Source organism: Arsukibacterium sp. (assembly GCF_018402695.1).
In the GTDB taxonomy this organism is placed as follows: domain Bacteria; phylum Pseudomonadota; class Gammaproteobacteria; order Enterobacterales; family Alteromonadaceae; genus Alishewanella.
This window is the reverse complement of the sequence record NZ_JAGYIM010000024.1, coordinates 198,847-213,151: the sequence shown is the minus strand read 5'-3', so window position 1 is coordinate 213,151 and position 14,305 is coordinate 198,847. Positions and strand designations below refer to the sequence as shown.

11 protein-coding genes are annotated in these 14,305 nt (G+C 48.8%); 6 read left to right on the top strand and 5 right to left on the bottom strand.

Annotated features, from left to right (window positions below):
* Positions 1 to 28 precede the first annotated feature (28 nt).
* Complete coding sequence (locus KG631_RS16855; protein ID WP_301003948.1) at positions 29 to 352, top strand: TraR/DksA family transcriptional regulator; 324 nt, start codon at positions 29 to 31, stop codon at positions 350 to 352.
* A 45-nt stretch (positions 353 to 397) separates the two neighbouring features.
* Here KG631_RS16855 and KG631_RS16850 read toward each other — a convergent pair whose 3' ends face one another.
* Both KG631_RS16850 and KG631_RS16845 read right to left on the bottom strand, forming a co-directional pair.
* Complete coding sequence (locus tag KG631_RS16850) at positions 398 to 1,306, bottom strand: Gfo/Idh/MocA family oxidoreductase (protein ID WP_214000813.1); 909 nt, start codon at positions 1,304 to 1,306, stop codon at positions 398 to 400.
* Between the two features lie 74 nt (positions 1,307 to 1,380).
* A complete protein-coding gene (locus KG631_RS16845; protein ID WP_214000812.1) occupies positions 1,381 to 2,280 on the bottom strand; it encodes a dienelactone hydrolase family protein in 900 nt (299 codons plus the stop codon).
* Between the two features lie 175 nt (positions 2,281 to 2,455).
* Between KG631_RS16845 and KG631_RS16840 the strand changes: the two genes are divergently transcribed.
* The 3 genes from KG631_RS16840 (at position 2,456) to KG631_RS16830 (ending at position 8,217) form a co-directional block, all read left to right on the top strand.
* Positions 2,456 to 3,421: a calcium/sodium antiporter gene (locus tag KG631_RS16840; RefSeq protein ID WP_214000811.1), complete on the top strand. Its 966-nt coding sequence runs from the start codon at positions 2,456 to 2,458 to the stop codon at positions 3,419 to 3,421.
* A gap of 176 nt (positions 3,422 to 3,597) precedes the next feature.
* A complete protein-coding gene (locus tag KG631_RS16835; RefSeq protein WP_214000810.1) occupies positions 3,598 to 6,885 on the top strand; it encodes a S41 family peptidase in 3,288 nt (1,095 codons plus the stop codon).
* A 324-nt stretch (positions 6,886 to 7,209) separates the two neighbouring features.
* Entirely contained in the window at positions 7,210 to 8,217 is a 1,008-nt protein-coding gene (locus KG631_RS16830; RefSeq protein WP_214000809.1) for a PEP-CTERM sorting domain-containing protein, read from the top strand.
* A 51-nt stretch (positions 8,218 to 8,268) separates the two neighbouring features.
* Here KG631_RS16830 and KG631_RS16825 read toward each other — a convergent pair whose 3' ends face one another.
* Positions 8,269 to 10,461 carry a tetratricopeptide repeat protein gene (locus tag KG631_RS16825; protein ID WP_214000808.1) on the bottom strand — a complete coding sequence of 731 codons (2,193 nt, stop codon included), beginning with the start codon at positions 10,459 to 10,461 and terminating at the stop codon, positions 8,269 to 8,271.
* 370 nt (positions 10,462 to 10,831) lie between these two features.
* Here KG631_RS16825 and KG631_RS16820 point away from each other — a divergent pair, with 370 nt between their 5' ends.
* Together KG631_RS16820 and KG631_RS16815 are read left to right on the top strand one after the other, a co-directional pair.
* Positions 10,832 to 11,923: an FAD-binding oxidoreductase gene (locus KG631_RS16820; protein ID WP_214000807.1), complete on the top strand. Its 1,092-nt coding sequence runs from the start codon at positions 10,832 to 10,834 to the stop codon at positions 11,921 to 11,923.
* 10 nt (positions 11,924 to 11,933) lie between these two features.
* A complete protein-coding gene (locus KG631_RS16815) occupies positions 11,934 to 13,034 on the top strand; it encodes an acyl-CoA desaturase (RefSeq protein ID WP_214000806.1) in 1,101 nt (366 codons plus the stop codon).
* Between the two features lie 27 nt (positions 13,035 to 13,061).
* Here the strand turns inward: KG631_RS16815 and KG631_RS16810 are convergent, their stop codons facing one another.
* Complete coding sequence (locus KG631_RS16810) at positions 13,062 to 13,262, bottom strand: Arc family DNA-binding protein (protein ID WP_214000805.1); 201 nt, start codon at positions 13,260 to 13,262, stop codon at positions 13,062 to 13,064.
* Between the two features lie 11 nt (positions 13,263 to 13,273).
* Positions 13,274 to 14,128 (bottom strand): SPFH domain-containing protein, encoded by an 855-nt coding sequence (locus KG631_RS16805; protein WP_301003947.1) that lies wholly within the window; start codon positions 14,126 to 14,128, stop codon positions 13,274 to 13,276.
* Positions 14,129 to 14,305: the final 177 nt, after the last annotated feature.

The window sequence follows — 14,305 nt, the reverse complement described above, 5'->3', positions numbered from 1 at the left end:
TACAATGGGTAAAATAAAAGGGGGCGTTATGCCACTACAACAACTAAAACATAAATTATTAGTTCATAAAGTGCAGTTAGAACGGCAGTTAAATGCCATTCATCACGATTTTCAGCAAGGCCGCAGTGCCGATGCGGCTGAGCAGGCCGCTGAGCGGGAGAACGAGCAAGTGCTGAATTCGCTGGAGCACAATGCAGCAGAAGAGTTAAAGCAAATTAATATTGCCCTGCAGCGGATGGAGCAAGGCGAATACCTGCACTGCAGCCAGTGTGGTGAGGACATCGGCGTTGAGCGTCTGAATGCCGTGCCCTTTACTACCCTGTGCATCAGCTGCGCTAATACGCCTGTGTAGCACTACATACCTGAACTGACTGTTTGGCAAGCTGTTGTTTTGGTGTCAGAGCTGTAACTGTTGCACCACAAACTCACAAAGTTGATGACTGCTAAGCAAGGTTTTATGGTGCGCTGTGTTGCTGCCACCTGTTGCCAGCTGCTTAATAAAAGCCTCCAGCATAGATACAAAACCGCGTTTGTACAGGGTGCTTTGCCAGTCGTTTACCGCAAGTTGCTGTTGCCGGTTATCCGCCATCAGATGCCCCTGCACCAGGTTATCTACCTGCCAGTGCTGGTTATCGGCGAAATACTCCAACCGTTCAAAGTTACCGCCTGCCGACCGGTTCATTGATACTGACACCAGCGTATTACCGGACTGCCAGTTTACCTGCACACAACTCAGTTGCCCGTCGTTAACGCGGCCATACACCGCAGGCGTAAAGTTGCCACTGTTATGTAACGCGCTGGCATAGTGGGCAAAATCAAGCAGATGAATAAAATCGTCATAGACAAAGGTACGCGTATCGGCTGGCAGATTATAACGGTTTTTCTGATAATGCAGTTGGTTCGGTACGACAGCCAGAGCCGACTGGTACAAGGGGACATAACGGCGGTTGAATCCAACAAACAATAGCAGGTTTTGCCGCTCTGCTAAGGCTAGTAACTGCTCACACTCTGATAACTGATAACTCAGTGGTTTATCAATAAATACCGCAATACCAGCATTCAGCAGCTGTATCGCAATACTGAAGTGACTGTCGGTACTGCTATGGATCATTACTGCGTCGGGTCGGGCAGCGATTAACTGCGTAAGCTCTGTGTAACCTTCCTTAATACGGTATTGCTGCATTAGCCGCTGCAATACTGCCGCTTGCCGGGTGCAGAGCAGTGGTGTAATACCCGGCATAGCAGCTATTAAGGGTAAATAGGCTTTCTGGGCAATATCGCCAAGCCCTAACAGCGCAATCCTCATGCCGTAACCTTGTTTGATTGAACTGCAAACAGATTACGCGAAAGCGTGCTGTTCTAACAAGCCGCAAACAACTGTCAGCCCAGATGCTGCTTAAAAAAGTCGATTGTGCGCTGCCACGCCAGCTCGGCAGTTTCTTTATTGTAGCGCGAGGTAGAATCGTTATGAAAACCATGATGCGAATCGGGGTAACGGTGCACGGTAAATTGCACATTATGCTTTTGCAGTAGCGCCTCAGCCTCCGGCCACATCGCATTAACCCGGCTATCCAACTCCCCCAACTGCACCAGTAGCGGCGCTTTTATATCAGCTATCTTATCGGCCGCTGGCGGTGAGCCATAAAAAGGTACGCCGGCATCGACAATATCAGGTAGCTCGGCGGCCAGTAAGCCGGTCATCGCCCCACCAAAACAAAAGCCGACTACACCCAATTTACCTGAGCCGGCATCCAGCTGTTTTAACCAGCGGGCAGCAGCTTTTAAATCAGCAACAATTTTCTGTCTGTCCATACTCCCTTGCATTTGCCGGCCATCGTCATCATTACCCGGATAGCCACCGAGCGGCCACAGTGCATCTGGCGCAAAGGCAATAAAGCCCGCTTTAGCCAGGCGACGGGCCACATCTTCAATATAAGGGTTTAACCCTCTGTTTTCGTGAATAACCAGTACCATTGGCAGCTTAGTTTCAGCTTTGGCTGGGGTAACCAGATAGCCACGCCCCTCGCCATGGCCCTCTGGCGAGGGAAACGTTTCATAGTTGGCGCTAATATCCGGGTCATTAAAAGATACCTGCTCAGCCAGCGCATAATTTGGCATTAAACCACCCAGAATACTGGCAGCCGCTGCAGTGCTTAATGCCAAACCACCAATAGCGGTCAGAAAATCCCGCCGGTTTAATAAGCCATGAGCATATTTGTCATATAGCTCATACGCTTTAGCGGGAATGGCAACAGTTGACGATGTGTTACGCTTAGTCATTATTATTTTTCCTGATTAGAAGCAGCCATGATGCTGGTAACGATCGGTACGCTGCAAATTTGCACAAAGTTTAGTATAGCGGCTAAAAAATAGTTGTCCGAAGCAAGCTTGGTCACTGGCAAACGGCGTTGCAACTGATATGCTAATCAGCATTATTTGGAAACGGGAAAACCTTATGTTACTGGCAGTGTTAGCGTTAATTTCTGGTCTGGCGTTACTGGTCTGGAGTGCCGATCGCTTTGTCGATGGCGCCGCGGCGGCAGCACGTTTTGGCGGCATGCCGCCATTATTAATTGGTATGCTGGTGGTGGGGTTTGGTACCTCGGCGCCGGAAATGGTGGTCTCAGCCATGGCTGCAGCAGACGGCAACCCGGCTTTAGCTCTTGGCAATGCTTATGGCTCAAATATTACCAATATTGCACTGATTATTGGCTTAGTTGCCCTGCTTAGCCCGATTAACGTCCACTCCCAGGTCCTTAAGAAAGAGTTACCCTTACTGCTGGCGATTACCTTATTTGCCGGCTGGCAGCTGTTTGATCATCAGTTAAGCCGGTTTGATGCCTGGTGTTTACTGGGTGTATTTGCAGCAGTGATGGCCTGGTCTGTCTGGCAGGGTATGCGCAACCCGCAAGATGCCTTGGCAGCTGATGTTGATACCGAGCTAAGCGGCAATAGCATGACCTTAAAACAGGCCCTGTTCTGGCTGATACTGGGGTTGATACTGTTAATCATCGCCTCCCGCTTTCTGGTATACGGCGCGGTGTATATCGCGCAGGGTCTTGGGGTAAGTGACTTAGTGATTGGCTTAACCGTGGTCGCTGTTGGTACGTCGTTGCCCGAGCTGGCCTCATCATTAATGGCGATTAAAAAGGGCGAGCACGACATCGCCCTGGGTAATATTATTGGTTCTAACCTGTTTAACACCCTGGCAGTGGTCGGTATCGCAGCGCTAATTGAGCCGATGGCGGTCGATGCCGTGGTGCTCAGTCGCGACTGGACCTTAATGTTTGGCTTAACCGTCGCCTTGTTAGTGCTGGGTATTGGCATTAAAAAAGCGGGCCGGATTAACCGGCTGGAAGGCGCCCTTTTACTGGCAATATTTGTTGGCTATACCGGTTATTTAATCAGCAGCGCCTTCTGATTTAACCCCGCGTCAAATTCTGTGCGGCTTTTGTTTTGCTTATGCCATGCATTAGTCGCACAGAAAACTCTGCTTACAGTTTTTTGCAAACCTTGCTGCCCTGCTGTGCTATTACTAAAAGCCATATTTAAACAATGATATCAATAAAAAATCCTGATAAAAACCAAGGGACACTTATGTTTAAACTCAGAAAAGCAGCACTATTATGCGGCCTCAGTCTTGCGCTTAATGCCACTGTTATCAGTGCTGCCAGCGCGGCTAGTGGCACCCGTTTACTACAACAACCCGATATTTCCGCTAATCATCTGGCTTTTGTGTATGGCGGTGATATCTGGTTAACTGACCGCAACGGCCAGAACCCACGCCAGCTTACCAGCCATCCGGCCAGTGAGTTTGCACCAAAGTTCTCGCCCGACGGCAACTGGTTGGCCTTTTCTGCCAGCTACGATAACAATACCGATGTCTATGTTATGCCGGCAACGGGCGGCCCCGCCACCCGGCTGACATTCCATCCCGGTGCCGATACCGTCAATGGCTGGAGCGCCGATGGCAAAAGCGTTTTATTTGCCTCTAACCGGGAAATTGCCAATAGCCGCAGCAATCAGCTGTTTCAGATAAGTGTCGATGGTGGTTACCCCAGCAAACTGATGGAAGCGGTGGCCTTTGAAGGCGAGCTGTCTAATGATGGCAAAAAACTGGCTTACCGGCCGAACAACATGGCCTACAGCGGCGCCAGTGGCTGGCGCCTGCACCGCGGTGGCAGCACGCCACCAGTCTGGATTATTGATCTGGAAAAGCAGCAACTGGAGAAAATCCCCCACCCGAATGCCAATGAATTTAACCCGTTCTGGCTAGGTGATACGGTATATTTCTTATCTGACCGTGATAACACGGCGGTAAATCTGTTCCGCTACAGCGATAAACAGGTTGAACAACTGACCAATAACACCGACTGGGATTTACGCAGTGCCGCCGGCCATGGCAACAGCATAGTGTATGAAGCCGGTGGCTTTTTGCATCAGTTTGATGTTAATAGCGGCCAGAGCCAGCCAATTACCATTAATATCACTACCCAGTCGGCCCAGAAACGGCCACAGTGGAAAGATGCCAGCAAGACCTTAACCAGCGCCCGGCTGTCAACTACCGGCCAACGGGTTGTGGTAAGTGCCCGCGGTGATATTTTCACCGTGCCGGTAAAAGATGGCAGCAGCCGCAACCTGACCCAAAGCAGCGGTGTGCGGGAATTTGATGGCTTATGGAGCCCCGATGGCAGCAAAGTGGCTTATATTTCTGATGCCGGCAATAAGCATCAGTTAGTATTAGAAAATCAGGACGGGTTAACCAAACCTGAAGTGTTTGAATTGTCTGACAACGGCTACTTTAACCTGCTGAGCTTTTCACCCGATGGTAACCTGATTGCCTATCATGATAATCATTTAAACCTGTATGCGTTTAACCTGAAAACCAAGCGCAGCCAGAAGCTTGACACCTCGTTACGGCGGACTAACTTTAACGTGTCATTCTCACCCGACAGCCGTTATCTGGCTTATACCGTATCGGGCGAGAACTATTTCAGCCAAATTAAATTATTCGATTTTCAAAGTAACAAAACCAGCCAGATCACCGATAGCATGAGTGAAGCTGATAACCCGGTGTTTACTCAGGATTACTTATACTTTACCGCCTCGGTTAATACCGGTCCGTCCCAGGTGGGCCTTGATTTATCCACCCGCGAACGGCCGGTGCGCAAAGCCATATACGCTTATGTGCTGGCCAGTGATGGTAAATCGCCGTTACTGCCAGAAAGCGGCGATGAGCCCAAAAAATCAGCTGCGGCTGAAGATAGTAAGAAAGATGATAAAAAAGGCAAAGATGCAGAAAAGCCCGCAGTAAAAGCGGTCAAGCTTGAGTTAAACGGCCTGCAAAACCGCATCGTTGCCCTGCCGGTGGCTGAGCGTAATTACGCGAGTTTAAGTGTGGCTGATGATGGCGCGCTGTTTTATCTGGAACGCACTCAGCCGGGCAGCAGCAATGAGCCACCAGGCTCAGATGGCCGCAACAGCGCCACGTTACACCGGTTTGATTTTAAAGAAAAAGAGGCAAAAAGCGTTAAGCAGAATATCGCCAGTTATACCTTAAGCGACGATGGCAAAAAAATCCTGCTAATTACTATGCCCAATAAGCTGGAAGTCGGTGATGCCAATGCCAAACCTGAGGCAAAAGCGGTGTCGTTAGCTGAAGTTCGCAGCTTTGTTGACCCGGCTCAAGAATGGCAGCAGATATTTGATGACGCCTGGCGCATGCAGCAGGAATATTTCTACGATGCCAATATGCATGGCATCAACTGGCAGGCTGTTTACGATAAATATCAGCCGATGCTGGCACATGTGCAACGCCGGGAAGATTTAAACGACGTACTGGTGCAAATGATTGCCGAACTGCAGGTTGGCCATAACCGGATAGGTGGTGGCGATGTGCATCAGGAAGGCAGTAGTAAAGTCGGTTTGCTCGGCGCCGATTTCACTATCAACAATGGCAAGTACCAGTTTAAAACGGTATACCAGGGCGATCGCTGGAGCCCGTTCTTAAAGGCCCCGTTAAATGTACCAGGCGCCAGTGCCAAAGCCGGCGACTATTTACTGGCTGTTAATGGCCGCGAGCTAAGCGCCAGCGACAATGTATTTGCGCTGTTGGATAACACCCAGGGCAAACAGGTGGTGCTAAGCATTAGCGACGATGCCCGTGGCAAAAATCGCCGTAATATTACCGTTGAGCCGGTAGCCAATGAAAACCAGCTGCGCTTATGGCACTGGGTGGAGCAAAACCGCAAACTGGTCGCAGATAAAACCGATGGCAAGGTTGCCTATGTGTATTTGCCTAATACTGCAGACGGTGGTTTTTACTTCTTTAACCGGATGTTCTTTGCTCAAACCGATAAACCGGCGGTTATTCTGGATGAGCGGAAAAACGGTGGCGGCCAGGCTGCCAATTACATCACCGAAATTCTGGCCCGGCCGTTTTTATCCGGCTGGAAAGACCGCGATGGCCTGATTTTCACCACGCCGGGCGCCGGTATTTACGGCCCGAAAACCATGCTGATTGATCAGGATGCCGGCTCAGGTGGCGACTTCCTGCCATGGTCATTTAAGCGCCTTGGTTTGGGTAAAACCATCGGCACCCGCACCTGGGGTGGGCTAATTGGTATTTCCACTAACCCACCGATGATCGATGGTGGCTTCCATGTGGTACCGTTCTTCCGCTTCTATACCCCCGATGGCGAATGGCGGGTTGAGAACGAAGGCGTCGCACCGGATATTGAAGTGGAACTAGATCCTATCGCCGTTAACAAAGGCGTCGATGTTCAGTTAGAACGTGCCATAGAGCACACGCTAAGCGAGCTAAAAGCCAACCCGCCGAAAGATCACAGTAAGGCACCGGCCATGCCGACAAAGCTCGGTTTGTAATTTTCAGCCCTAAAACCAAAAAACCGCTGCCAGGCAGCGGTTTTTTTATCACTGTATTACCACACTTATTCTGGAGGCTACGCCAACACCTGGCGTCAATCTGCATCAAATACCTGTCAGTATTCTTTGCAAACCCACTTTCCACAAACAACACTAAAGTAGTAACTACTTGTATAGCAACCCTATTATTTTTCTGGTTTAAAAATTGCTTATTTTTTAGCCAACTCCAAATTATCGTTAGTATGTAAGCCCCCTATCTGTAGCTGCCTTTAAGCCGTCGGCATCTAAAACACTCATGTTTTACAGGTTTATTAAGGAATAGCTATGTCCAGAACACTAAAACTACTTACCCTGCCCTTTTTAGCCTTGTTTTTCTTTGCCCAGTTTGCCGAGGCAACCCTTGTCAGGTCGTCAGGCAGAGGCACTTTGAGCGGCAACTACTCCCAGGCTTTTTATTTTGTAGACAATCAATATTTAAATGAGGTAGGCATAATTGAATCCGCCTTTGAATTTGACAGCCCCTTCGCTGCGAACAGCATTGTACGAGCAATAGGTGGTGGTGGCCCAGGTGTAAGTTCAGTGCCTAACGATTGTACTTTTGGTTATACCCAGGATGACTTAGATAACTTAGAACTAGACATTGATTATTGGCGAACTGAATTAAGTTATGGCCGGATTACCGACGCCCAGTTTGACGCTGAGGTAGCCGCGTTAGAATTCGCAATATACGGCGAGCCCTGTGTCTGGGAATTTAACCAGGGTGATGCGCTGGATATGTTTGGCTTTTTCAGCCTGTATTTTGATACGCCAGATGTCAGCTACAACGTTAACTGGCTAATTGATGGTGTTTCCCTGCCAGGCGATATTAATACCGCAGGTGATCTGGTGACTCCGGATGGCACCATTAATAATGGCTGGGTCACCTTAAATACGCCACCCACCATGGATTTTGCCCCGGGAGACTATATGGCTTATGTTTCTGTCGGCTTATCGTCCAGCCAGGGCCGGTTTTTCTGGACCAGTAGCGAGCCGGGTAACGAAATCGTATTTGAAGAAAAATGCATTGAAAAGCCGAATCCTGACTTTGACCCGGACAACCCGGATCTTGGCATTGATCCCTTTATCGATGTATGTGGCTATACCAATGTCTACAGAGATTCCTTGGAAGTTAGTGACCCACCCCTATCGTTCTTTTCTGATGGTGAAATGCTCCGTATTTTGCCCGCCAGTAACGGACCGGTCACCCAGGTAAATGCCCCGGCCTCTATTGCACTATTGTTATTAGGCTTGGTTGCACTGATAGTAAGACGGCGGCAACCGGCAGCACAATAATAATCCTTGCGGAAGACACTGCCGGAAATAGAAAGAGGCGACAGCCTCTTTCTATTTAGTGCGATTGTTGTTTGATAACGAGTCATCGGCAAACAAGGCTAAGGCCTCAACTTTTTGGCGGGCTAAGTCATCATGGATAAACTGAATTAACTGTTGAAACTCCGGATCATCTGTCAGGCTTGCCAATAGTGGATCATTTCTGGTCCACCATTCGCGCCAGCCAATATCTACCGCTTTTGCGAATGCTTGAATAGCTCGCTCGGGGTTGCCCTCCAGCGCATAAATCCGTGCAGCCAAATAGTGAAGTTCGAAATAAGCGATGGAAGAATTCAGCTGCTGGTTCAGCAAACTTCGGCAATGGTTGATCAGGTCAAGCGCCACCTCTTTATTACCCAATTCTTGTTGGGCCCAGGCAATTTCAATTGCAGGTGAACAATATGGCATGCCAAACATATCAAGCTGGTCAATAAGGCTGGAGTTCTCCGTTAACATCCGCAATGCTTTTTGTTTATCACCAAACATAGAGTGATACCAACCGGCTTCAAATTGAACCCAATAATCGTCAGGGTTAGCGGCCACACTAAAATCTATCTGTTTAAATAACACGTCAAAATTTTCATCCTGAATCAGAAGCATCGACTGAAACTGATCGACTACACTCGTCCATTTAGGATCTGTTGCCACCTGTTTTACCGTGTTAGTTAGCCCAAGATGCAATAGTGGGCTAATCAATTTTGTAGCTAGCAAATGATCATCAGGCGAGAGTTGGTTGGCTAATTTTGCCTCACGAATTGCCCCTACTAAATCACCCTGACTAAAATAAAGATCTGCCAACCCCTGATAAGAAAAAGTCGACTCGGGATGGTCAATTTGTATTTGCTGAAAAATCGCTTCAGCTTCTTTAAAACGGCCAAATTTGGTTAGGGTAACGCCTAAATTATAACTATTAGTCAGGAATAACGGGTCTAGCTCCTGCGCTTGCTGCAGAGCTGACAGTGACTCATCAAAACGCTGCAATGAGTTTAGTGCCAGAAATTTCCACATATAGGCAATGGCTAAGCTGGGATTTAATTTAGTCGCTTGATCAAAGTTTGTGAGTGCATTGGCATATTCGTCTTTAATAAAATAAATATAACCTTGAACTGCATACACCTTGGCCATTTCTGGCTGTCGCGCCAGTGCTTTATCAATATTTTGCTGTGCTAAGTTAGCTGCAATATCAGTTTTTATTATACCAAAGCCTGTGTCATTTTCTGCCAATAACATTAAAGTATCAGCCAGTCCGACATAGCCATTGGCATATTCAGGGTCCAGTGCCACCGCCTGCTCAAATAACTGGCGGGCCTGTTGCATCGCTTCAGTGGTTTGTTTACGGTACTGCTCGCGGCCTTTTAGGTACAGTACATAGGCATCGGCGCTGCGGGTACCGGCTAAGTTTTCAAAGCTACCGGCGGCGGCGTAGCTATCCTGTAACTGGTTAACCACTGAGCGGCCAATATCCTGCTCTAACTTCGCCACGTCAGCTAATTCACGGGCATAGCTATTGCTCCACAGGGTGCTGCCGCTTTTCACATCCAGCAATTGCACCCGCACATTCAGCCGATTGTCGGTGGCGTTAACACTGCCAGTCAGCACGGTATCAACCTGCAAGCGCTGGCCAACTTGTTGTGCGGTTAAGCCCTGCTCAGTTAAAAACTGGCTGGATCGCGAGGCCGATACTTTAAAATTGGCGGCGCTGCCGAGCAAACTGGTCATCTCTTCCGCTAAGCCCAGCGCTAAATAGCCCTGGTCCTGCCCCTCGCTGTTATCACTAAACGGCAGCACTGCAATGGTACTCACTGCGTTGCTGTCTAACGCTGCTTCCGCAATCTCCTGTTGCTTTGCCAGCTGTTGCTGCTCGAGCACGCCATAATACTCAATGCCAACATAGCCACTTAGCAGCATCACTAATACTAAACCGGCCCACTGGCGGGCACCCGGCGCGGTTGCGGGTTTATCCTGCTCATTAGCACTGGCAGTGCGGGTAATGCCGCTAAAGCTGATATCACAATACCAGGCCAGATAAATAACCAGCGGCAGGCAGCACAGTAGTAACACAAGCAGCGCTGAACCCAACAAAGGGTTCAGCGCCAGGGTACTGGTTAACACAGAAATAATTTGCAGCAGTAACCAGCTTAGCCCCAGATAAATCAGGACTGATTTAACCACTGCGCGGCGTTTTAACTCTGTAAGAAAGGTTTTCAAAATGAGTTAGACTTTAGATGTATCGAATATACAAGAGCCTAGTCAACAACTTGCGTTTATTCAACCGCGCGGGTGGTTAACTACTGTCTTTAACCGATGTTAATTAACCAATGGACCCGGGCGGATGTTAGCAGCAAGGCTTAACCGGCAAAAACAGCCGCAAAAACCATTCTTCTAAATGTAAAAATGGACAAGTGTTCACTGAATTTTATTTTTCCTTTTATAAAATAAATTTTTATTTTTAATTAATTCATATGCTTGAAACAGCCAAAACGAAATACTGTAAAACAAACTGGCCAAACCAGATATTTTAGTGTACAAATGTGCGCTGAAATTTCAGGTAGTATATTAACGGATAGCAGAGAATCAGGTGAAGCCCTTATTAAGCCGCCTTTGGCGCACGTTTTGTTTAATGCTGGCAAATCAGCCGTCTTTAACCTTGTACTTTTTGCCATTAATTCAGCGGCTATGGCCCGGCTTTTTACCTGGGTTATACCGGGCTCGTTTAGTTAGTCAGCAATGGCAAACAACGGATATGCTCCTGCTGACTGTTAAGGTATCTGAGCGCTGGACGGGTTTTGTACCAGGTCAGCATATTGTATTAACCATTAAAAATAACGGCCGTTACCTAAGCCGGCCTTTTAGTATTTGCTCTTCGCTCAAGCTGTGGCAAAGCCAGCAGCAAATTCAGCTATGCTGCAAAGTAAACGCTATGGGTGAAGTTACCCCGCTGTTAGCGCAACTAGCCAACGCCAGTATGCTGAATATCAGCCTGGCACAGGGCGATTTTCACTGGCAGCAACCCGATTTGCCCGCCATGTTTATTGCAGCAGGCTCCGGTATTACGCCTGTAGCGGCCATGCTACTTAGCCAGCGCCACTGGCTGGCGCCAGTCACGTTGCATTATCGTTGCCGTGGTGCAGAAAACGCCGCGTTGCTAACAGCACTGCAACAGCTTGCTACCAGACAGCCGCTGTTTCAGTTGCAGTTATCGGATAGTCGCGTTGAACCGGCAGCTGCCTGGCAACAGCAACTTATAGCCGATATCAGCCACCAGCAGTTTTATCTGTGCGGGCCTGCCGCTTTTATGCAACAGCAACGCAATGCACTGGTCAATGCCGGCATTAACTCGACAGCTATTCGGCAAGAACAATTTGGCGTAGCTATGTCAGGGCCAGCTGATCCAGAGGCAGATGCCTCAACGTTATCCGGCCATTTTATCCGGGCCGGTACCCGCATCGCGGTATCGCTGAACCGACAGCAAAGCCTGCTGCAAAACGCTGAACAATATGGCCTTACCCCGCGCTTTGGCTGTCGGGTCGGTGTTTGTTTTCAGTGCGTCTGCGACAAAGTATCAGGCCAGGTGCGTGATATCCGAAGTGGCGACTTAAGTGGTCATGGCGCCGAACAAATTCAGCTGTGTGTCAGCCAGCCAGTAACCGAACTTGTGATTAAGCTGTAACAGGACTTCCATGAGACTTTCCACAGAACAATTTAATGCCCTCGAGCAAGAACTCGACAATGTAAAAAAACAAGTGCAACAGCAGTTGGGCGAGGCTGATGCGCGCTATATCCGCCGGGTATTGTTAGTGCAGCGGATCAGTGCCATCAGTGGCCGGGTGTTAATGGTGCTGGGCTTTATTACGCCCTGGTTTTGGCTGCTCGGCGTGTTACTGTTGGCGCTGGCCAAAATTCTCGACAATATGGAAATTGGCCACAATGTATTACACGGCCAGTATGACTGGATGAACGATCCTATACTGCACTCCAGACGGTTTGAATGGGATATTGCCTGTGATGCCGGCTCCTGGCAGCGCACCCATAATTTTGAACATCATACCTATACCAATATCATAGGTTTGGACCGCGATTTTGGCTATGGCCTGTTGCGCTTAAGTAATGACTTTCGCTGGCGGCTGCGTAACCTGTGGCAAGGTGGTACTTACCTTGTGCTTAGTATGTTATTTCAGTGGGGCGTGTCGTACCACGAACTGGCAGCACAACGGGTGTTTGCCGGTAAGAAGAAAGCAGATCGCCACTCGCAGGTAACTGACCGCGAACTTAAACATGCATTCTTCAGCAAAGGCGCCCGCCAGTTGCTAAAAGATTATCTGTTTTTTCCGTTAATTGCCGGGCCAATGTGGCTATGGGTGTTAACGGGGAATTTACTGGCGAATCTTATCCGTAATTTATGGACCTCAACCGTAATTTTCTGCGGCCACTTTACCAAAGACGTGCATACGTTTAGTGCTGCAGAATGCGAAAACGAAAGCCGGGGCCAGTGGTATTACCGCCAGATGTTGGGCTCATCAAACTTTACCGGCCCGACCTGGTTGCATATTTTAACCGGCCATTTAAGCTGCCAGATTGAGCATCACTTATTTCCGGATATTCCAGCCAGGCATTACCCGGCGATGGCACAGCAGGTACAGGCTATTGCTGAAAAGTATGGCATTAGCTACAACACTGGCAGCTTTATCAGTCAGTACAGCAGCGTATTCTGGCGTATTATGCGCTACTCGTTGCCGGGCGGGGAGAAAGCGTTGAAAACGACGCTGAAAACGACAGAATAAGCAGACTCGTAACGCAGAAGTGGTCTGTCACTCTGCCTGTTCGTCAGCCGGGTTAGCAGCATTAGTATCGTCAGACTGTTTTGCGGGCAAGCGCCCGGCTTTACGTAGCGCGTCATGCAGCAAATACTCTATCTGGCCGTTAACGCTGCGAAACTCATCCTCTGCCCAGCGCTGCAAGGCGCTGAGCATTTTGTCGTCCAGCCGTAAGGCAAAGGCTTTTTTCGCCACAAGCGCCCCGACTAATACAGGCTACCGGTATTTAACACCGGTTGCACATGATGATCGCCACACAATACCACCAGTAAATTACCGACCATGGCGGCTTTGCGCTCATCGTCCAGCTCTACCACATTGCGCGCTGATAACTGCTCCAACGCCGATTCCACCATACCAACCGCACCTTCGACAATTTGCCGCCGCGCCGCAACAATAGCCGCTGCCTGTTGACGCTGCAGCATGGCGCTGGCAATTTCCTGGGCATAAGCCAGGTGGCTGATGCGCGACTCCAGTACCTGCACCCCGGCTTTATTCAGCCGTGCCTGAATTTCACTTTTTAGCAGCTCAGTAATGTCATCGGTACTGCTACGCAGGCTGATATCATCATCATTTCCGGCATCATAGGCATAGCTGGATGCTAAATGACGGATCGCCGACTCGCTTTGAATGCTAACGAAATTCTCATAATTATCCACTTCAAATACCGCTTCGGCGCTATCAACCACTTTCCAGACTACCACTGCAGCAATTTCCACCGGGTTACCGGCGCTGTCATTTACCTTCATTTTGCTGCTTTCAAAGTTACGCACCCTAAGCGACACTTTCTGCTTGCTATATAGCGGGTTAGACCAGCGCAAACCGTTATTTAAATCGGTGCCAACATAGCGGCCAAACAACTGCAGTACCGCCGACTGATTCGGGTGCACCATATAAAAGCCAAACCAGCACACCAGCACTACAACTGCAGCTAGTAAAAATACGGCTTTAATCACACCTGGCATGACAATAGCCGCAGCCACCATTAACACCTGCAATATCAGCAGCACGCCAATCATGCCAAAGCCACCTTTGCTGTTAATCATTCGTTCCTGCAACATAACCCACCCCATTAATATGATATTATTTTGATATCACTTTAATAGATATTTAGCAAAAGGCAAGAAAAAAGCTCAATATTGCGGCGATTACCAGACAGCCACGCCACTCTCTCTGATCAGTTCCGGTTCTGACAGCGCTATCTGATTTTGACTATTGCATTCTCTACAATTGTAGAC